Here is a 22,183-nt window from a genome sequence, read left to right on the forward strand (position 1 = left end):
CGACTTCATGTAATTAAACGCGCTAGTTGCAAAAAAGTTGCGGCTAGAGCAAAAAAACTTTTAATTTTTCGAAAACCTCTGTAACTATCAGACTTTTGGCTCTACATGACAGCCTCTTCAAACTAATCCCAACACTATACAAGTCAATGTAATTACATAATAAACCATAGTAATTATTAAACTTATGAATATTTAATCATCCTAATACAATAATAAAAATCCTTTTATAATTACTAGAGAGCCGAAGCAACTAACACTTCGACTCTCCATTAAGTCACTCCTAATCAATCTATAAAAGCAAAAAGAAATCACTAAACTTTTAAGACATCTTAGGCAGTTTCTTCAAATCAATCATGACACGCGCGATTACAACTGCAGCATCACCACGCAACATGTTCGCTTCGGGATTGAACATAAAGCCCTTCTCTGGATCAGATGGATCTACTGGCATACCTTCAATAAGGCCCTTCTTCGCAATAGCTAGCACTGCTGGTTGAGCATAGTAATCGATCTTGTCAGCATCCTTAAAGAACTTCAGCAAGTCTTTGCGAATCTTAGAACGATCTGTTTCCATCTTCAAGTTCATCGCTTTTGCGAGCATTACACCAGCATCTTGACGAGTCAAATTGGAGTCTACGCCGAATACGTTTGGTGAAATACCACGCACGATCCCTTCACGAGCTGCCGTCTCAATATATCGAAAATCCCATAATCCCGCAGTATTTACTTGACTCAAGTCCTGGTCAGAAGGCCAATCTGCATCATCAAAGTGACGCGGCCCCTCATAATTAAGAGGCAAATCAAGAGCTCTTACGATCATACGAGTAAACTCTGCTCGAGTTACATACATATCTGTTCCGAATGAGGTCAACGGTTGTTCAGGGTTCATTACCCCTTTTCCAAGAACAGCTTCAATATAATTACGTGCATATGGATGTTGTACAACATCGTTATAAGATGAACCCAACTTAGCTACAACATAGTATCCAAACTTACGGAACGGGACTGTAATCGTACGTTTCTTATCATCAACAACACCGCCGATATTTTCCCACTGTTTCAATTCTGGGTCGAAACGGAATACAGTAACAAGCTTACCTCCGTCTTGCGCCATGTTCTTGTCATAAGACAACGTCAGCTTTCCTTCCTTAGAAGGCACTAACTCCCGGTCCATCGTACGGTTATAGAACATACTGACAGGAGAGTTCGGGAATTGATACGGATCACTACCGTGCTCAATAGGATCAAATTGTTTCTTCGTCATCAGATCATCCGCTAGTCCTGGATCGATCCAATAAACGGGGCTTGCTTTGATAAAGCTTTCTGGGAAACTGCCACGGAATACGTTACCCGCTTGATTCATCTCTAAGTCAAAGTTCGCTGGAAGTTGGTCCGCTTCAAAGTCATACTGATTTACACGGCCATTTTCCGGGTTAGCAATAGAAAATAGCATTTGGTTACCAGAGTATACTTGATGCTTAAACTCCTCAGACTTAGTTGCATCGCGACGTATGAGTGATGTTCCTTTTGCAAAAGTAAGTCGTAGACTGTTATCAAACGCTTTATGAGAAGACTTCATCGTTTCCATGTACTGTGCACCCGGAATACTTGTTGGTACGTACTTGACCATAATATGAGCCTTTTCAATATCGTCACCACGAGTAATGGTAAATTCAATCTTATTCTCACGATTTGGCTTCAAACCTGTAACAACCGTACGGAACGCATCTTCATAAACAATTCTTCCGTCATAGAAGCGATCGAACTTTTGTCGCTTTGCTTCTACTTTATTAATAACTACTTTATCAGCTCCTGGAGAGTGAATAACGACTTCCAAGAAGTTTTGGTTAATTGTACGAACTTGGTCTACAGGCTGTACAATCATGTACGGTACGTTAATTGGAACAACTTCAATCCGATATGTCGCTCTCGGACCACCTTCACCGTTGTTGTAAGCAGTAATATTCAATACGACAGGGCTTCCGTCGATCGGAATATTCATGCCCTTGATTTTGAAAGCAAAGCTCTCGGTCTCTACAATGTACTGCACTTCAACATTAGTTGCAGGAGCATTAGCCTTGCTAGGTACATCCATTATCTTAATTCCATTTTCAATAACCTGGAATTCATTACTTAATGTCCATGTCAATTTATCTTTCAAATTTGGAGAGCTAATAACAATCTTGTATTTATCAGAATTGTCATTCGAGTTTCTAAGCTTATCAATCTCCGATGAAATTTGTGCGCCTGTTTTACCTAAATCGTAAAAATCAAATGTACCGTATACATTCATCTTACTCTCACGTGTATAGAAGATATCGCCTTTTTTCTCGAACTTAGCTTTCTCAGGCTTAGGAATCAACACATCTTGATTCACGCTATACGGAAACACTCCATCCGTCTTAGGAACTGGAATAACCGGAATGTTAAGCGGAATGATTGTAACTGTTGTTACCTTTTCATAGATAGCTTCCTTCGTCCGATAAACGAACTTGATTTTGTTTTCACCGATGAACAGCGCTTTAGTCGCAGCATCAACGCTGGCTGCATCAAGTCTAAATTGCGTCTTATCTGTACCGTTTTGCTCCAATATAAGCTCTGTATTATTCAAGTAAAGGAACACATTACGCTTCTCTGTAGCTGAAACATCCTTATAGCGGATAGAATTCGGATCAGAGACATTCAACAATGAGCCTTCAAAGTTTTTAAAGAATGTATCCAGTGTAATGATATCTTGCAAATTTCCTGTTGTAGTATCAAATGGGATCGATCTTCCATCGTAAACCGTATCGAACTTCATAAACGGACCATATAGCAATGTTACCGTTGCAAAGTAAGATGTACCTCCAAGATCGAACTCAATTGTCTGCTTACCGCTGATCGGCAATGAGTTCAGCTTGTAAATAACGCGTGTAAGCGTAGTCGGTACACCGTTAATGTTTTCAACTACAGTACCGCCCACAATTTTCCCAGCTAGGTCTACTTTTTGCAAAGGATTATTTGCAGAATCTTTAATACCTTTAATAGCAATATCTTGAGAACCATAGTTTGCTACTAAGAATTCAATAGCCGTTGGCATAGAGGACAGTTCAGCTTTATCCAACTTGCTGCCTGAAAGATTCAATACATCGCTATCTGACATACCGTCACGATAATTCCCTAAGTAACGAATTTCATGAATAATAGGCATACTCGCATCCGTCAATGTAAAGCTCATAGCTGTTCGATCTTTGGTACCAGAGACCAGATTCGTCCCAGCCAACTCCAAACGAAGCAATTGATTCAGCTTGGTACCTAATTGACCTGTTAGATCAATATCAAATTCTACGTGAACATAGTCATCTATAATTTGTTGATTTCTAATTGTGATAGGTGCCGGAGCAGTCATTCCTGTTAACGTGTATTCTAAACTCACAACAGGATTCGTTGTTCCTTTTTGAATCGGAATAATTGCTTTACCATGAATGACTTCGCTTCCTAGGTTTAGCGTTGGATTGGATGAAAGATCGATCTTATCCGAACCATTCAAAAAATGAACGTCGTAGAAAGTAACTGTATTGTTATACAGCGCCACTTCACGTACGGTTTCTACAACTTGCGTACCGTTCAAAGCACGAATTTTAACTATATTTTTACCCTTTGTTAGCAAAATAGGAGAGGCAAAGAACTCCCAATTGTTATTTTTCGAGACGTTAAACGTCCAACTGTTGTTATTTACGACAACTTGAACTTTCTCTGCATTCTTGGCTTTACCTGTAATACTAACCGAAGCTGTGTTGCTATTGTTTGGAGACTTTGAATTGACGATCGTTGTCTCTAATTCTTTCAATTCTTGACGGGCGCCGTTCAAGGATACTTGCAGATCGGAAAGTGTTGGTCCATTACGATACTCAACATAAATGGAATCGTACACTTCCGTAGAACCTTGCAAACCTTTGAACGTAATACGGTTCAAACCTGAAAACAATTGAAGATTAAACACTTTCAAGTTTGTACCGTTCACAATAATATTCGCCGTTTGCTCATCACGGGAAGTGACCACATGCTCTTGCCCGCCTGGCGTTATCGTAATTTGTTGCACGCTATATGAGATTCCCTTTGCGCTCACACCGTTAATTGAGCCGTCCAAGGTGATACGTTCGTCACTAGTAACTCTAGCGCTTTTTGCGTCATACTGCTCATTTGGGAATACGAAAAATCCCCCGCCCGCAGCTTGAGCTACCGAACCAAATGGCAGTGGCACCATCGTGATGAGAAGGGCTAATGTCAGCATAATCGCTAAGCATTTCTTCAAAGCGGGTGTCTTTCTTAGTGCTATCATTATCTTCGCTCCTTACCTAATAATTTGTGTACTCATGTTATCGGTTAGAAACGTCGAATTGTTTAGATTCGGATGTAAGCCGATTACAAAAAGCGACAAAATACAGTAATAAATAGCACCTAAGAACTACATAGAAAACACAAAAAAAAACCTCCTCTCACTAGCTGTTCACTAGGAAAGGAGGCTGTACGTCTTAATGGTTATCAATCTTAATCTGAACGCGACTCAACTTTAACTCGAATACGATGAAGCATATCCAACATCGGTCTTCGTTTCTTACTTACAATACCGATGACTTCAGCTCCCAACTGCAACGCAACCAACAGAATGCAGATGACTACAAAAGTAACCCAGTTCGCATGATGCGAAGCAGCAACGGACTGAACAATAGCAAGTATACCGAAGAACGTTGCGATACCGTAAATAATGAGTACCGTCTTGCGATGACTAAAGCCTAATTCACGTAAACAATGATGCAAGTGGCCTTTGTCAGGTGCAAAAATTGGCTTCTTCTGCAACCAACGACGAACGATGGCAAAGAACGTATCAGATAATGGCACTCCAATAATAAGAAGCGGTGTAACGAAAGATACGATTGCAACTTGCTTAAATCCTAACATAGATAAGACCGCGAGACTAAAGCCTAAAAATAATGAACCCGAGTCCCCCATAAAGATGCGGGCCGGATGAAAGTTAAAGAACAAAAATCCAATAATACTGCCTAGCAGCAACGCACATAATAGAATGACTACTGGATTACCCATAAATACAGCCATCACAAGCAGCGTAGCAATTGAAATACCAGATACGCCAGCGGCAAGCCCGTCCAATCCGTCAATCAAGTTGATTGCATTTGTCACACCAACAATCCAGAAGATAGTGAGTGGAATTGCAATCCAATCATCGATAGACAAATATTGATTGCCAAAAGGTACATTTACGAAGTTGACCGTAAGGTCGAATCCAAATACAACTACACATGCTGCAATAATTTGTCCAAGGAGCTTAACTTTAGCAGACAACTCATAAAGGTCATCCAATGCTCCAATCAATACGATAATCGAGCCACCAGCTAGAAGACCCCATACGAGGTTGCTGTCTCGCTCGGTAGATAACAATAGGTCAGGTGCAACAACCATTAAGCCTAACAGTGTTATTACAAATGCACCGAAAATGCCGAGTCCACCCATGCGAGGCATAATCCGAGTGTGTACTTTTCGAGCATTAGGTACATCAACTGCTCCGATCTTAATAGCAAAAGCTTTAACTAACGGTGTTAAGCCAGTGGCTAAAAGCAATGCCAGCAGCCCACCAAGTACATATACGGTTACCATCGGTTATTATCAACCTCCATTTGACTCCGGATTGAATTATACTCCGTTCGAAATGGAAACACCAGCGCCCAAATCAGCAGGAAAATAGGCGAAATCTTGAGATTATAGGCGAATTCATTACTTTTTCTTCACCTTTCCTTTGTCACGCACCACTTTCCACACAAATCTAGGAAGCGCAAGCATTCGCTTATAGCGCCAAGGTTCTTTAATTAAGCGATAGAACCATTCTAGACGTAAAGAACGCATCCATTTCGGAGCTCGTTTCAACTTTCCAGAGATAACATCGAAGCTTCCGCCAACACCCATCATAATCGGAACATTTAACTGTTCACGATAGCGGGCAATCCACGGTTCCTGAGTTTCAGCTCCCCTAGCGACAAATAGCAAATCAGGTTGAGCCTGTATGATCTCGTTAATGACGGCTTCATCTTCCTTTTCAGTAAAGAATCCATCACGGCATCCAACGATCTGTATACCTGGATACAGCTGCTGCAATCGACTGGCAGCGGCCTCGACCACTTCTGGAGCTGCTCCAAGCATATATACTTTCCAACCCTTTTCATTACCCTGCTTCATCAGTTCATAAAGCAAGTCAAATCCTGTAACTCGCTCCCGCAAAGGATCTCCGATGTAATCAGCTGCCCATACGATACCTGTTCCGTCAGCTACAATAATGTCCGCTTGCTCCATAATCCGCATATGACGCTCATTTTCAATTGCATTCATCAGAATAATCGGATTCGCAGTAATGACATGAGTAGGTCTCCGCTCTGCAATAGCAGAAGCCATCCAGTCAACCGTTTCCTGCATCGTCATTTTAGAAAATGGCACTCCATATATGGAGACTGTTGCATAATCCCTTGTCGGGTTCATCATATCACCTAGTTCGTTTGACGCAGTAACTGCACCACTTGTTTCGCTGGCAGCTCTGCTTCTTGTATAAGTTGCTGAATAACCTCTTGATGCTGCTCACGCCATCTTTCTGTATTGCTTAATATAGAAGACGCTTGTTCTGCCGCATGCTGAGGATGAAGCTGCTTCGTCGTTCCGATCGCTTGCTCACCTAAGCGATTAAGAAATTGGTCGATCTTAGGGTCGTAGGATATTCCCAATACAGGTACGTGCTGAGATGCTGCATAAATGAGCGAGTGCAGCCTCATACCAACAAGTACACGGCAACGACTTACTTCCTTTAGCATGTCCAAAGGATGTGGATATATCGGACTGATGCTGACAGCCGAGCCATGCTTGTCTACATTGCTAAGACGATCCATGACATAACGGGATGCCGCCTCATCCGATTGACCATGGAACGGAAGAAAACGAATATGCAATTGCTGTTGCTCCATCCACTGCTGCAGCATTTCCGCAATGCGATCCATATCCGAACGATCCTCATTCCAAAAACGAACGGACACACCGACAATCGGTCTTCCTTCTTCATCCAATCCAGATGATTGTGGTGTGCCAGATGGAAGTCGCATTCCCATAACAGGATCAGGCACAACTTCAATAGAGCTCTTATTGAGACCCATTTTCTCCAGCAAAGCAGCAGACTCTACATCACGTACAGAAACATACGCAGAACGTGAAAATACATTTTTGATGAACGGATAGAACAGCTTGCGCTGAACGGGTCCGATTCCTTGTGCATATATAAATGTCGGCTTGCCTAGCCACTGTGCAAGTTTAATAACTCCAAGGTAATAAGGAATCGTCTTCGCACTAGTTGCATCTTGGAGCAAGCTTCCGCCCCCACTAATGAGGGCGTGACTGTTCTTTAACGCTCGTCTAACTTCACCAATCTTCATACGATGTACAGCACGAACGCCATACAATGCTGTCGTAGCAGCAGGATCTCCAGATAACACAACAGGTTCAATGCGAATTCCAGCCTCCCGACCTGCACGCTCCAACGCATTCAGGATCGAGTTAAGAACTGCTTCATCTCCACTGTTATTGAAGCCGTAGTAGCCAGATATGACTACTGTTCGAACTTCGGACGCCATGCCTCCCAACACCTTTCTACCACAGTCCAAATTACAATTGCAATGACGCCGATAATTAAGCCCAGCCCCATGCCAAGCAGCGTACGCGCCAACGAAATCATAACCGGAGTATGAATGTGGGCGAAAGTATCTACCATGGACAATTGCCCAATTACCGCGATAATAAATAAGAACGAACCCCAACGATAACGAAGTGCGATAAACGCACCAGCTAACAACATCGGGTGTGCCAATAAAAATTCTTTGTTACGTGGACGGACACCAAATGTACTTTCAAGGAAAGTACGGAATGCCATCTCGAGAGAGCTTACTGAACCTGCGTTACCTGTACGAGACAAGTAGTACATCCCGATAATACCAATTACGCCTAATGACAATACCCAAAGGACGGTAATTGGCATAGCAAGCCAACGCTTCGCCTCCTTGAATACGGACTCGCCACGATAGAGGAATACATACAAAGCTGTCAATGCTATTGGTGCAAGATGCAATAAACTTACGCCGCGGAACTGGTTGAGCACGAGACTGTAAGTAATATTGTTCAGCAATGCAATGACGAAAGGAACTGCAATTAACGATATAAGCGAAGTTCGTACGAACAAAGCAATCGCCAAGCCAAGTCGACGACCAATTGAAGTGACTCGTGGCGACATCTCGATACGTCGTATCGCCAATATCATTGCGATAGTCGGTGCACTAATTGCTGCACCAAGCGCCAAGGCCTGTTCCAGCAATCCTGACTTCTTCAATACAAACAAGCCAGCGGCTCCTACTAAGCCTAACACGAATGCAGGCAGCATAACAAATGGAACAAAATATGAAAGGAGGAGCGCAATTAGCGCTACAGCACCTACAACAACAAGTGCTTTTGCATACCGCTGCCAACTAGCATCCACAACTTCAAACGGAACTGCTTGTCCAAATGAGAATCCGTCTTCTGCAATCATAGCCAAACCTTTACCCGGTTCTTGCATCGAACGAATCAAATTGTCTGTAGAATCAATAACGATGTTCTTCTTTGCGTCACGCTTCACCATCGCGTTCAAATAGAACATACGAATGTTGCGATCCTTAACAGCAAGTGCCATACGATCCCCTAGCACTTCTGGCTCATTGAAAGATTCTGATTCTCCAATGGAGTGAATTCGAACTACATTATAGTCAATCAAGAAAGCCAGACGATTAAAACCTTTCTGTGGAGCTTTCAAACCTTCGATCGTAGCAATACCAATCTGATGCTTCTTCAAAAGTTCAGCAAAGTTCGCCAAACTTTTCTTCTCTACATCATCCGTGAATCCTTTTACCGATTCACCATCGAATAAAATTCGCTTCACACCTAGCTGCGCAAATTGTTCCAACTGCTTATCCACTTGCTCCGCATCGTATGGAATAGAGTCAGATAAGCGAGGCACAATTGTAAATCCTTTACTTGCCAGTAATTCCAACGCTATCGGATCATGCGGCAATGCTTGCAACGTTGCAAATTCCATTGGCGTTTCAAGAACAAGACCCACTTTGTCCTCCAGCTTCCAATCGCGGACCGCCACCTCAAGCTGAGTAAAGGTGCTGCGAATCATCGGAGCCAGTTGCTTCGCCTCTTCTTCGCTGTTAAATAACACATAAGTATAGTTTTCAGTCATAGATGGCAGCTTGCCTTGAAGCATAGCTACCTGACTTGAGTTATACAAATAAATACGTTTGGCACTCTCAAGCTCACGTAAGGAGCTCTCGAACACGGCCATCGATTGAACACCAGCTTCTTTTAGCAAATCCAGTCGTTCATTTAGATACGCTTTTGGATTTACTTGGTACAATGAGACATCAATCAGGTCGCGGTAATCCATAACAACTTCAACCTGCTTGGATGATTGCTCAGTCTGCACACGTTGTACCGTAACCGCTAATGAAGCAATCACACCGATAATGACAAGAAGCCATAACCACTTCTTCGCACCACGGTTCCACTCTTCTAATTTATTAAGCACGTATTTCCCTCCTTGAAACGTTCCACCCAGCTGCCGTGCTCGCTGCTCTCTAGCAGCTTTTCTATTCAGCTTCGTTTCTCATGTATGCTTTACACATAATACGAACTGTTCATTTTATACTGAACTGGAATTGGCGCAACGCTGAATTAAGATTCTGACTTAGCAAGAGCAAACGTAATATCAGCTTCTGCTACGACTTTGTCTCCAACTTTTGCAACCCCTCTTCCTTTACCAACAGTTCCCTTTATGCGTGTGATTTCAACTTCAAGTTGAAGCGTATCACCAGGAACTACTTGCCCACGGAAACGACAATTGTCGATACCGCCGAAAAATGCGATGCGTCCACGATTTTCTTCTTTAATTAGCATCGCTGCGGCACCTACCTGTGCAAGTGCCTCAATGATAAGTACCCCCGGCATTACAGGGTATCCAGGAAAATGTCCAGCAAAGAACGGCTCGTTTATCGTGACATTTTTAATTCCTACCGCACGTTGGCATTCCTCAATCTCGATAATTCGATCTACAAGCAAAAAAGGATAGCGGTGTGGAATGATTTCTTGAATTTGTTGAATGTTAAGTTGCATCATTATTGGCTCCTTCCTGAATAAAAAAGCTTGAATAGGCAAACACTAAGAACATCCTTCATCGACTGCAGGCGTGAAGGTTGAGATAAGGAGCTTCTTTAAGCGGTTCGGCCGTTCATAAGAAGCTCTTTTCACCTGCACATTGACACATGCAACTGCATTTCATTTCATTATGTAACAACGATTGCAGCAAACCATTTAATGAACGGCATCCTTCGTATGACTGTTTACCCTTATAATTTGTATTACATATAAGAGCGATGTTAAGTAAGAAAATCCGATTACGATCCACAATACTGTTACTGCATACTGCCATTGGAAATAAATCATGACAATTGCTGCATACAGCAGCACCGTTGTCAGCTTACCCATAGTATTCGCCGCTAATGTCTTCTTACCCCTCAAATAGAACCATAACGAGCCAAGAATCATACCTCCATCTCGAACAAGCATGGCAGCCACTGCCGCAATCGGCATGTCCTTAGACCACAGTAAAGAGAACATTACTGCCAAGATCATGAGCTTATCTGCAAGCGGATCCAACATTTTTCCTACAAAGGTGATTTCATTGCGCTTACGCGCTAGATAACCATCCAGCACATCTGTGAATCCTGCAAATAACCACACAACAAAAGCAATATACCGTTCTCCAACAAAGAAGAGCATTAAGTAGACGGGGATGAGCACAAATCGAATCGCTGTCAGAAAATTCGGTACATTCACCCCAAAACCTCCAGTAACCCCCATTTTCTTCTTTCCTTCAACCTATTATACATGCCCCTACTCAAAAATAAAACCGCACAAAAAACACCCTGTAACACACGGGATGAACGCCCGAAATCGTCACAAGGTGTGTATTTGTCATTCATAGAGCACTAACCAAACACAAGATTATATACATGTATGAGAGGCTTTAAAGATAACGCCTCGGATAATTGCCCATTACCGATCACAACATAGCCAAGAGCCAAACCGATATATGCCATAAGCAGACAAAGCATCGGTACAACAACAAGTCGAAACACCCATTTTAACGTCGAGGATTTCTTGCCGACATCGTTAGACTGAGAATGCTGCCCCTTCTTATTGGCTGATTCTGTATTGGCAGAGGAAGGAGACTTACTTCGTTCCAAACCGCCTTCTTCTTTATAACGATTAGAGCGGCTCAACGGTTGTGAATTCGTCATTATTCGCTCTTTCCCGTTCTCCATTAACTATTCACCTGCTTCGCTTTAGCCCCTCAGGCTGTTCGCTAATCCCCACATGGTATCACCAGAAGTGAGCGCCCGAGCTGCCATCTGATAGGCGCGTTGGGCTTGAATAAGATCCGCCATCTCATCCGTTAATGAGACGTTAGATTTCTCCAACATACCTTGTCGCACCGTCAATGGCAACATACCATCTGGTGGAATATTCGTCAAGTTCAACGTCGTTACTACCATTTCTCTTGGCGTCCCTGCTGGAATAACATACAAATTGTCATCTGCCTGCATAAGCAGTTCAGGCTTCGTAGGCTCGACAATTTTCAACACCCCTACTTGAATAGGGTCGCCTACAGCACTGTTGTATTCAAATACTCTTCCCAGAGAGTCAACACGCAGCTCAAACCCATTTCGAATTCGAATAGGCTGATCGTTAGCGCCCAAGACAACATGGCCTTGCTTTGTCGTCAAAATGCCGCCTGGGGCAGCACCAGCACGTTCATCTGGCATGAGCTGAAATTGTCCTTCTCGAACGAAAGCATTTCCTTCCGCGGTTTGAACTTCGAACAAGCCGTTCCCCTGCAGCGCTATGTCTGTATCCACACCTGTTGATACCAGTTCACCTAATGAGAAATCACGCTGAATACTGTTCAACTTTGAACCATATGCCATCGTATACCCAGAAGGAGTAGCGCGGCCAGGTCGTTCGAAATCATCACCCTGCTGAAGAACATTTGTCATTACATCAGCAAAAGTAGCGGTCTTCCGCTTGTATCCATTTGTATCTACGTTAGCAACATTATCCGCAATAACATCTAATTTATTTTGCAAACCATTCATCGCAGTCGATGCAGTGATCATAGAAATGTTCATATCAACACGCTCCTACCCTTACGTATTCGTGACTATACACGGCCGATCTCGTTGACGGTCTTCTCTAACGTCTTGTCATAGAATTGAATCATCTTATGATTCGCTTCATACGCTCGGAAGGCAGACATCATATCTACCATCGATTGTGACGTATCCACGTTCGAACGCTCGAGATAGCCCTGTTCTACACGAACAAGTTCAGGAGCCACTACAGCTGCTTGACCATTCTCCAGACGGAAACTTCCATGTCCTGCTCGAATCATATCATTTGGATTCTCCACCCGTGACAGCAATAAGCGCTGCCCCAAATCTGCACCCGTACGTGCATTGAACATTCGTCCTTGAGGGTCGACACGCAAATCCTGAATAGGCGTATCAACTAAAATAATTGGAGCATTGTTAGCACCCAACACAAGAGCTCCATCTGCCGTAACCAACTCTTGATCTTGGTTCACTGTAAAATGTCCATCTCTTGTGTAGAGAACTTCTTCCCCTTGTTGAACGGTAAAGAATACTTCCGGCTTATAAGTCACGTTCCCTTGCGCATCAATGGACTTGCCAGAAGCATCAAAGTTCATGCCAGGTACTTCGATATCAGATACGAGGGCAAAGTCTCCCATCTGTTTCGTCTGCATCAGATCGCCCTGAACGAACAACATTTGACTTTCTTCCCCGAACACACCTGTACCTAGCTGGCCAAGCTGAGCACCAGCTGCTTTGTCACTGCCCATAAGACGAATCATCATCTCAGGGAATGAGCGCACAGAAGTATGTACGGATTTGAAGCCAGGGGTCTGTGCATTTGCAATATTATTCGTAATCGTATCATGTCGACGCTGCTGCGTGATCATACCAGAAGCTGCCGTATATAATCCACGGATCATGCTACATCTTCCTCCCGTAACACCTTACCTTATGAGGGTACAAGGCATCGCATATAGATATATAATCTATATATCGGATTAGAAACGCTTTTTCTTAACGACACGATCAAGATTGTCCAACATAATACCTGTTCCTTTTACGACACAGTGCATCGGATCTTCTGCAATAAGTACAGGTACTTTCAATTCATCCGCCATTAGCTCGTCCAAGCCATCCAGCATTGCTCCGCCACCAGTCAATATAACACCACGATCAATAATATCTGCAGATAGCTCAGGTGGTGTCCGTTCTAATACCGACTTGGATGCCGAAACAATAGCCGAAACCGAATCCCACAGCGCTTCACGCACTTCAGCAGATGTTATCGTCACCGTATACGGAAGACCAGACACCATATCACGACCACGAATGTCCATTTCCTGCTTAGTACCTCCGGGACGAACAGAGCCGATTGTAATTTTGATATCTTCTGATGTACGTTCACCAATGAGCAGCTTATATTTATGTTTAATATAACGCATAATAGCAGCATCAAACTTATCTCCAGCTACTTTAATGGACGAAGCTGTTACAATGTCTCCCATAGATAATACCGCCACGTCTGTCGTACCGCCACCGATGTCAACAACCATATTGCCACTAGGCTCAAAAATGTCCATGCCCGCACCAATAGCGGCTGCCTTTGGCTCTTCCTCTAGGAAGACTTCCTTGGCGCCGCTACGCTCAGCCGCTTCTCGAATTGCTTTTTGCTCTACAGATGTGATGTTCGTCGGCGCGCAAATTAATATACGCGGATAGGAATACCATTTGCGACCGCCGACACGTTGAATAAAATGCTTGAGCATTGCTTCTGTCACTTCGAAATCTGCAATGACTCCATCCTTAAGAGGACGGATAGGTATAATATTTCCAGGTGTACGCCCCACCATTTTACGAGCTTCTTCACCGACAGCCAATACGCGTTTGCTATCGCTTTCAATCGCGACTACTGACGGCTCATCCAAGACGACTCCTTTCCCTTTCACATGAATGAGAACATTCGCCGTTCCTAAGTCAATTCCGATATCCTTGCTCAACATAGCATCGAGAGCCTCCACATTCCATATTTCTTCTAAATTACGATCATTTCCGACCATTTCCAGCAATTTATTTACTCGATAAAGATATCATATATTAAGCTCTCGGTTCAATGACTAATGAGAACGTGTACGATATTTACGGAACGGACAAAGGCGTACTGCTGTTCACATGAAGCGAGCAAGTCAAGACTTGCCGGCTGCAAGCACCTCACGCTTCTTGCCAGTGGTCTTCTTGTATTTAATCTTGGTTGCTTCTCCCCCTCGCAAGTGGCGAACGGACTTGTGGTATTCGAGAATGTGCTTGACTTGGTCCGCCAAATCCGGATTTATTTCCGGCAGCCGCTCGGTCAGGTCTTTATGCACCGTACTCTTGGATACACCGAACTCCTTGGCAATGGTGCGTACCGTATGTTTGGTCTCCACGATACAGCGGCCGATTTTAATAGTCCGTTCCTTGATGTAATCGTGCACGTTCCCGCCTCCCCTACTTGACTTAGTTTGGTACATTATATGAGGGGTCTTCCCACTTATGCTTTATAACCAAGCCTGACAAGCTTAGGGACATTGTAATTTTTTTTGGAAGCAAAAAAAGAGCCGCCCCACTGAGGCAGACGCGCTTATACGCCACACTCGGGACAGCTCCGTTTATTTTATTGATTTTTCGTTAGCAAAGTTGCCGGGTTAACAGGCTTATCATTTTCATACACACTAAAGTGTACATGTACCCCTAAGCCTTTTTCCTGCTCACTCGTACCAGCGATCGCAAGGGCGTCGCCCTTTTTGACAGCATCGCCTTTTTTCACTTTAACGTCCGTCACACTTTGATACAATGTCTTAAGTCCATTGCCGTGGTCTATCTCTACCACATTCCCCATTGTTGGGTGTGCTTCTGCTCGAACCACTGTTCCGCTCAATGCTGCCACTACATCAAAAGGCTTTTGATCTTTTCTAGCCAAATCGATGCCAACATTCGGTGTAAACGTTTGGTTATGCTGTACAACTGCTTTTTCTTGCTCTTCTTTCGTTGCATTTGCATCATAGAAGCCCATGACGACATCAACGGCTTGCGCATCTAGTACAGGCCAGCCAAGCACTTCATTGCCCGCCATTACTTCTACAGCTTCTCCTGCTGCTTGCTCTGTAGTACTCTCCGTCACTGTCTTACCCTCGGTTTGAACCGCTGCTGGGTTCTGCTTCAGCTGCTGATTGGATCCTTGGTAGACCCATACTAACGTTAAGATAAGGGCTGCTGCGGTGACATACAAGGCTGGAAATACCCACTTCTTAGACAACAGCTTTCTCCATCCAGTTGCTGGAACCGCTGGAGTTCCTGAAAGCTTCGAAGCTTCCACAGAAGACGGTTGCGTGCTAGACGAATTCATTTTCGAACCTTTGTTATTTTGGTTCTGTTCACTCATTGGTATCACCTCAGTAACCATTGTTACCGCGGCTTTTCCTTTTATACGTATTCATTTGATATTTTCTAAGTTTTCTAATTTTCACGCTAGCAAGATACGAAACTAGCGAGATAATTAGCCAACCCTTTGCCAGAATGATCAAGGCTTCTTCGGCCACACATCCTCTATCGTCTTCAACGTGGTGCCGACATAATAGTAGGTTACAATCTGCTCAGCCTTGCTGCCTTTCAACGCCATCCCCTGTGCCCCATACTGGCTCATCCCTACTCCATGACCGTAACCGTAAGAGGTGAACACCACTTTGCCACCTTCCCACTTCCACTCTACTGCACTAGACGTTAATCCAAGGCGTTCGCGCAGCTGCCGCCCGGTTAGCTTGGTATCGCCGATGCTTAGCTCGGCGATACGTTGGCCCTTTGTGCGTGAGAGCACCTTAATGCTCTCACGCACTGTGCGGCTTCCTTGCTCTGAAGCCGCATCCTCGTCCGCCGCGAGCACTTCGAAGGCGGGGACGGTGGACGAAGCGACGCCCAGTTTGCGCAGCATATCAGCTGCGTCAAGCTTGACGGTGTTCGTGAAGCGGGGAGATATCGCACGATCCCAGGGGCTCGGCACACTTCGCAAATAGGGGATTGGCGGGGAAGCCCAGTAGTCTTCTGCATTCTCTGTATGACCATTGCTCGTGGAGAAGTATGCCGCTTGGATAGGCTCATCCTTATAAGTAAGGATCAGGCCTGCCGTTTCATTAACCGCGCGGTTCAACTTCTGCCGAATCGAATTATCGCGATCTTCTAGTTTACCTAACGGTTTATAGGCTTGATGCGCGACTGAACCAAGCACATCGGCACCTTGAGGCACTCCGTCGTTCTTGGCGTGCATAAGCCGACGAACAATAAACGTTCGCGCTGCGATCGCTTGCGCCTTGAGCGCTTCTAGCTCGAAGCGCTCCGGCATCTCTGCTGCTACAACGCCACGAACGTATATTTCCAAAGGCACACGCTCTACCACTTGCTTGTCCGCTAAATATACGCCTACATAAGGCGCTTGATCGCGAGGCTCTTTGATCATTTCGGCAGCGCTGGAACGCTCTTGAACCAAATCATTCGGCCGCTCAGTGAATTTCTTCTGTTCAGGGTTTGATATAGCATTACGCTTAGAAACTGCCTCTGTTGGTGTGACCTGCTTATCAGTATGTACATTTGCTCCTGCCTTGTTGCCCGCTTCATACTTACTTGGTTCGACAATACTTAATGGCAGAAGCATTAGGATAAGTACGAGCAGACAAGCACCTGCCGTTATAGCGAGGAACTTGCGTTTCTTCTTTTTCCAGTACCGCGAATACAATTGCATAGCAACTTTTGATTTTAGAGTCTGCCTAAGCCTCCAACGTCTCGACATCCGCTGCCTCTCCTTTTCTACTTCTCTTCACTCTCTTATTACTAATTCTATGTTCAACAATATGCAAGATTAAGAGGAGGTAGAACCAATTAGCGCTTACCCTATGGACCTGACGTTCTATTTATCGTAAAAATATGGAACTATATAGGCGACTCTCGCGTCTATATAAGTAGAGAGCTGCTGACATCAATTGCAACACCTTATCCAATCATTGAACTATATAAAAAAGCCGTCCCCTAAGGAAACGGCTTCTCCATTCAAATATGATTTAATGATGAACAACCATCATTAATAGTATCTAACCTAACTCAGCTTAAGCCATCGTTGACTTAACTCGCGATGCTTCACTGCTTTTGATACTTCCTTCTTCATCAGCAGTAGTTGACTCTGCATGTACACGCCAAATATCTGCGCCTAAAGCAGACAACTTCTCAGCCAAATGAACATATCCACGATCGATATGGTGCGTTCCGCCGACCTCTGTCGTACCTTCCGCTACCAAACCTACACAGATTAGTGCTGCACCTGCACGAAGATCGGTTGCAGTAACTTTAGCTCCTGTCAACTTCAATCCGCCAGTAACGACAGCTGCGCGACCATCAACTTTGATATTTGCACTCATCAAGTTGAATTCATCAACATGCATGAAGCGGTTCTCAAATACAGTCTCTGTAACAACCGAAGTTCCTTCAGCTGCCAAAAGAAGTGCCATCATTTGAGATTGCATATCTGTAGGGAATCCTGGATACGGCAATGTCTTCACATCTACAGCCTTAAGCGGTTTGTCCGCAATAACACGGATACCATTCTCGTCCGGCTGAACCGTAACACCCATCTCTTCCATTTTCGAAATAACAGGACCTAGATGATCAGCAATTGCACCTTCCACATAAACATCTCCGCCTGTCATCGCAGCAGCAACCATGTACGTTCCAGCTTCAACACGGTCTGGAATAACCGTATGCTCTGCTCCGCGCAGACGCTCAACACCCTCGATACGGATAACTCCTGTACCAGCACCACGAACTTTAGCACCCATCTTGTTCAGATAGTTCGCGAGATCAACGATCTCTGGTTCACGTGCTGCATTTTCCAGTACAGTAGTACCTTCAGCAAGCGTAGCTGCCATAATGATATTCTCAGTTGCGCCAACACTAGCTACATCTAGATAAATTTTTGTGCCTTTTAAACGGCCGTTAATTTTTGCTTCAATATAACCTTGTCCAAGTCCAATTTCGGCTCCCATTGCTTCGAAGCCCTTCAAGTGCTGATCAATCGGTCTTGATCCGATTGCACAGCCGCCTGGCAGTGAAATACGTGCTTTGCCAGTACGAGCTAGAAGCGGTCCCATTACCAAGAAAGAGGCGCGCATCTTGCGCATCAATTCATAAGGAGCCTCATGAGAAACTAATGTTTCTGCATTGATTCTAACGGTTTCGCCTTCATAACTTAGGCTCGCACCCAACTTTTCAAGTACTTGATGTATCGTCTTTACATCCTCAAGTGGAGGAGCATCGTGAATAACACTGATGCCTTCTTCTCCGAGCAACGAAGCCGCAAGAATGGGAAGAACTGCATTTTTCGCGCCACTAACACGCACAGTTCCTTTCAGTCGCTTGCCTCCGCGGACGATAAATTTACTCATCCTATTTCCCTCCGCGCTATTTTTCCGCCCCATCTAATCTTTATATCTATACATAATGGTACGTGTTCTAAATGTCCACCTAACATAATAACATTCTCGTTGAAAGATGGACAAGCGTAAATTTCGACAACAGCATTCCACAAGTTTCTAGCAGTTACCACCATTGTTGACAACTACACCATTTGTTATTCGACATGTTTCCATTTTTGGCTAAAGTAAAAAGCGAAGCGCATTCGTCCAAGTCAAATAATCAATGAAAAAACTTGCTACAGCGCGCCCCATAATAATCGCCAACAAAAGTCGAATAACTCTACCCTGTGGACCTTGGGGCTGCCTAATAAACAGGTCCAGCTTCAGATGCTGCAACGCCCACCAAGAAAGGGCAATACAAACCAGCGCAATAACTATGTTCACAATACCGCTCATCCCAGCGGCCATAGATACATCTCGCAGCGTATCCTCCATCGCCTATCCCCCTTATGCAACCTGCCATAGCTGTATCATTTGTAAGGAGAACCATACAACTTTCAGCATGATGCTCTTCCTATTCTACATAATTACCAAAGCCAGTTCAAAAAGACGAACCATAATCGCAATCGATCCGCTCTGGTCATTATGGAGCTTGGAGCATCTCCTTGGCTCGATTGCAGCGTCATTTCTTCATCCGTATCAAGAGGAAATGGCTTCGCATTCAAAGAGCTCTGCTCATTCGACGACCCATCACCAATAGATGCAGTTGAGGTTGCGGTCAGTTTATCCAGTTCTAAACGCAGCTTATAAGGCTGATGAGAGAAAGCAGCATCGGCTCTAACTTGAATGTAATAAGTGCCCGGTTCTAATTTCGTCCCTGTGACTAGTTTCGTTTGTCCTCGTTCATTCCTAGCGCCTACCAATTTTTCTTGCCTCTTCGTCTGTAGGCTAACATCCATTTTCCGCCCTTGCGGAATTTGGCTTACACGTAAGGACGCATTTACAGGCTCGGTAACTTTAAATTGGTACCAGTCCTCATCCTCAGGCGCATGGACAACGGCTGAATAGTCATACTGCGGCACAATCGATATCGCCTCATACATTTTGTTGTTAGGCTCATTCGGATCCGAATACTGAGGAAGTATCTCTACCTCCATTTTATAGAGTCCGCTTGCAGGCTCAGAACGAGACGTAACTGCATTTTGAATTTTGATATCATATTTCCCTGGATTTAGTCCTTCCAAGACAACCGTTTCTGTCTCACCTTCACGAGTCTCATCAAAAAATTGAGATTCCTTCCACTCCGTACTCTTCATTGTGATGAGCGGGTCAATTCGTGCTGTTGTAGTCGTTACTTTCAGTTTTAATGTCGTCTTCGTATCAAGTTGAATGCGATACCAATCCGCATCTCTTGTATGACTGAACGTACCGACAATTTGCTGATTACGTGCTGGTAACATATGTGCTTTGTACTGTTCATCATTTGGTTCGAACGGATCTTCATAAATAATAAACCGAGACGATATTTTGTACGCAAAAGGCTGCCCAACAGTTGCTTGCTCTTGACGAATTCGAATGTAATGTTTGCCTTTTTTCACAGGAAGACTTATTGAGCGGCTAATTCCACTATAGTGCCTCACCTTCTGGGCTTGCTCATGTTCATGGCGAATTTCTATCGTTCCATTCCCCACAATTCGCTCCAACTTCAATTGCAACGTTCCATCATAGGGAACATCCACTCGATACCAATCGGAACGACCATTATCATCTATATACCCACTCCGGCTTGTATCAATCGGAAAAATAGTGGCTTTATTTTTAGTCCTATTATCTACGCCAGCCTCGCGCTTAATTGGCTCTTGTACAACACGCTCTGCACGCAGCAAGCCATATCCACTTGAAGGATCCCATCCCGCATCTTCAATATCCTCAGCTGTCATCCGTAAATGATCCCTAATCTGATACGGCTTCAGATCAGGATGCTTATTCCACAACAAAGCTGCCACCCCAGCCACTTGCGGGGCAGCCATCGAGGTACCTTCCTGTTCACGGGTACCTCCACCAAGCGCTGTCGTGTACACATGCCACGGTGCTACGATATCTACTTCAGGTCCGCGATTGGATCGTGCCTCTACACGGTTGAGCGGCGTTACTCCACCAACCGCCAGCACAGTAGGATACGCAGCCGGATACTTAACAGCAGCACGTTCTTCAAGCTTCATCGCATCGTTTCCTGTCGCAGCAATTAGCAGCACACCCTTTTGCTCCGCATAGTCAACGATGTCCTGCATGTACTTGGAGTACCGGTAAAGTCCTACAGACATGACAACAATTTTTGCACCGTTATCCACCGCATACAAAATACCTGCACCTAGCTTATCCTCGTCGCCATATCCACGTGAATCTAGTGCCTTTATAGGCATTACCTTTGTGTTCCAACTTACGCCGGCAATCCCTTTAAAGTTATTTCCCACCGCAGCGATAACTCCCGCTACGCTCGTACCATGTCCATTGTCATCCTTCGGCAATCCATCATGAAGTAGATTAATTCCTTTTGTCAGATTCGGCTTCAGATCAGGATGTTCTAGGTCCACACCTGTATCAATTAACGCAACGGTAAGATTAGAACTGTTCATTGCTTTATTTTCACTGTGTAAATAATTCCACGCTTGATCGACACCTGTCTGTTTTAAATAATATTGACGGTTATAATATTGATCGTTCGGCTCCGCATGCACTGCCAATGTCTGCACTTGTTGATTCGGTTCTACATATTGCACATCTGGCGAAGCATGAAGCAATTTCATCCACTGCTTCAGTTCCACTCCCTCAGCGGGCTTCATAACCGAAATATTCATCGTTTCCTGTACACTCAACACACTGCTGCTACTCATAACGGCAGGGTCGGGACTGCTCCCTGACTTCCATTTCACAATCCAACCCGCTTCCTCGTTCGCATGCTTACTGCGCGAAGACGCTAACTCCACAGCTGAGAAGTTCGATGGATACCCATCATTCCCCCATCCCAGCTTCGAATTGGTTGGACCTACACTGCTTAAAATCGTCGTTAACAGCAGTACAACAACCCATACGAGGAGCATACTTCTACTAGATCGTGCCCACATTGATTTCACTTCCCATGATGTTCTACCCGATATTCCCTATTTCAATAATGCCTACCTAATTCACATACGTAACCATTCTTCACAACATCTCTCAATCCTGTCTGCCACTGCGATTTTAGTCCGATAGTCCTGTTATGCAGCTTTCATCTGGCATGAATCGTTAAGAATAGGCATCATTATATCATATTGCCAAGCACCATACCCCTTCTTTCAAAATATGGTAGTAATTTATTGTTTATTCCAAAATATCAATTCACAGCAAAAAGCCTGAATCACATCGTAGTACGGGCTGCATCAGTTGAACGAAACCATTCATGTACCCTACTTGGGTCAGCAGATCATTCAACGAATCTTG

Annotated in this window: 17 protein-coding genes; all 17 read right to left on the reverse strand. The window is 44.3% G+C overall.

All coding sequences use genetic code 11. The features are described 5' to 3' along the window. Positions 1-319 precede the first annotated feature (319 nt). The 17 genes from H580_RS0105015 to H580_RS23445 all read right to left on the reverse strand — a co-directional run bounded on the left by H580_RS0105015 (position 320) and on the right by H580_RS23445 (position 21,828). Entirely contained in the window at positions 320-4,321 is a 4,002-nt protein-coding gene (locus tag H580_RS0105015; RefSeq protein ID WP_051217265.1) for an S-layer homology domain-containing protein, read from the reverse strand. Between the two features lie 209 nt (positions 4,322-4,530). Continuing rightward, positions 4,531-5,655: an MraY family glycosyltransferase gene (locus tag H580_RS0105020; protein WP_028593812.1), complete on the reverse strand. Its 1,125-nt coding sequence runs from the start codon at positions 5,653-5,655 to the stop codon at positions 4,531-4,533. 117 nt (positions 5,656-5,772) lie between these two features. Beyond that, positions 5,773-6,531 carry a WecB/TagA/CpsF family glycosyltransferase gene (locus H580_RS0105025; RefSeq protein WP_157282701.1) on the reverse strand — a complete coding sequence of 253 codons (759 nt, stop codon included), beginning with the start codon at positions 6,529-6,531 and terminating at the stop codon, positions 5,773-5,775. 5 nt (positions 6,532-6,536) lie between these two features. Then, positions 6,537-7,664: a polysaccharide pyruvyl transferase CsaB gene (csaB, locus tag H580_RS0105030; RefSeq protein ID WP_028593814.1), complete on the reverse strand. Its 1,128-nt coding sequence runs from the start codon at positions 7,662-7,664 to the stop codon at positions 6,537-6,539. Further along, complete coding sequence (locus H580_RS0105035) at positions 7,640-9,649, reverse strand: DUF5693 family protein (RefSeq protein ID WP_028593815.1); 2,010 nt, start codon at positions 9,647-9,649, stop codon at positions 7,640-7,642. Before H580_RS0105035 ends, csaB begins: the two co-directional genes overlap by 25 nt. A gap of 146 nt (positions 9,650-9,795) precedes the next feature. Next, on the reverse strand, positions 9,796-10,236 hold the full coding sequence (gene fabZ, locus H580_RS0105040; RefSeq protein ID WP_425414110.1) for a 3-hydroxyacyl-ACP dehydratase FabZ: 441 nt from the start codon (positions 10,234-10,236) through the stop codon (positions 9,796-9,798). 195 nt (positions 10,237-10,431) lie between these two features. Continuing rightward, complete coding sequence (locus tag H580_RS0105045; protein ID WP_028593817.1) at positions 10,432-10,956, reverse strand: CDP-alcohol phosphatidyltransferase family protein; 525 nt, start codon at positions 10,954-10,956, stop codon at positions 10,432-10,434. A 152-nt stretch (positions 10,957-11,108) separates the two neighbouring features. Next, positions 11,109-11,444, reverse strand: coding sequence for a DNA-directed RNA polymerase subunit beta (locus tag H580_RS25380; RefSeq protein WP_051217266.1), 336 nt, complete (start codon positions 11,442-11,444; stop codon positions 11,109-11,111). Between the two features lie 21 nt (positions 11,445-11,465). Continuing rightward, a complete protein-coding gene (locus tag H580_RS0105055) occupies positions 11,466-12,308 on the reverse strand; it encodes a flagellar hook-basal body protein (RefSeq protein WP_028593818.1) in 843 nt (280 codons plus the stop codon). A gap of 32 nt (positions 12,309-12,340) precedes the next feature. Continuing rightward, entirely contained in the window at positions 12,341-13,192 is an 852-nt protein-coding gene (locus H580_RS0105060; protein WP_028593819.1) for a flagellar hook-basal body protein, read from the reverse strand. A 78-nt stretch (positions 13,193-13,270) separates the two neighbouring features. After that, positions 13,271-14,272, reverse strand: a complete 1,002-nt coding sequence (gene mreB, locus H580_RS0105065) for a rod shape-determining protein (protein WP_028593820.1) — start codon at positions 14,270-14,272, stop codon at positions 13,271-13,273. A 183-nt stretch (positions 14,273-14,455) separates the two neighbouring features. Next, positions 14,456-14,743: a sporulation transcriptional regulator SpoIIID gene (gene spoIIID / locus H580_RS0105070; protein WP_028593821.1), complete on the reverse strand. Its 288-nt coding sequence runs from the start codon at positions 14,741-14,743 to the stop codon at positions 14,456-14,458. Positions 14,744-14,922: 179 nt separating this feature from the next. Continuing rightward, positions 14,923-15,690 (reverse strand): M23 family metallopeptidase, encoded by a 768-nt coding sequence (locus tag H580_RS0105075; RefSeq protein ID WP_028593822.1) that lies wholly within the window; start codon positions 15,688-15,690, stop codon positions 14,923-14,925. Between the two features lie 138 nt (positions 15,691-15,828). Continuing rightward, a complete protein-coding gene (gene spoIID / locus H580_RS23440) occupies positions 15,829-17,088 on the reverse strand; it encodes a stage II sporulation protein D (protein WP_051217267.1) in 1,260 nt (419 codons plus the stop codon). Positions 17,089-17,401: 313 nt separating this feature from the next. Next, positions 17,402-18,733, reverse strand: coding sequence for a UDP-N-acetylglucosamine 1-carboxyvinyltransferase (gene murA, locus H580_RS0105085; RefSeq protein ID WP_028593823.1), 1,332 nt, complete (start codon positions 18,731-18,733; stop codon positions 17,402-17,404). A 210-nt stretch (positions 18,734-18,943) separates the two neighbouring features. Next, entirely contained in the window at positions 18,944-19,198 is a 255-nt protein-coding gene (locus tag H580_RS0105090; protein WP_028593824.1) for a DUF1146 family protein, read from the reverse strand. A 92-nt stretch (positions 19,199-19,290) separates the two neighbouring features. After that, positions 19,291-21,828 carry a S8 family peptidase gene (locus tag H580_RS23445; protein WP_051217268.1) on the reverse strand — a complete coding sequence of 846 codons (2,538 nt, stop codon included), beginning with the start codon at positions 21,826-21,828 and terminating at the stop codon, positions 19,291-19,293. Between the last annotated feature and the right edge of the window lie 355 nt (positions 21,829-22,183).

Source organism: Paenibacillus assamensis DSM 18201, assembly GCF_000422445.1.
Taxonomy (GTDB): Bacteria; Bacillota; Bacilli; order Paenibacillales; family Paenibacillaceae; genus Paenibacillus_B; species Paenibacillus_B assamensis.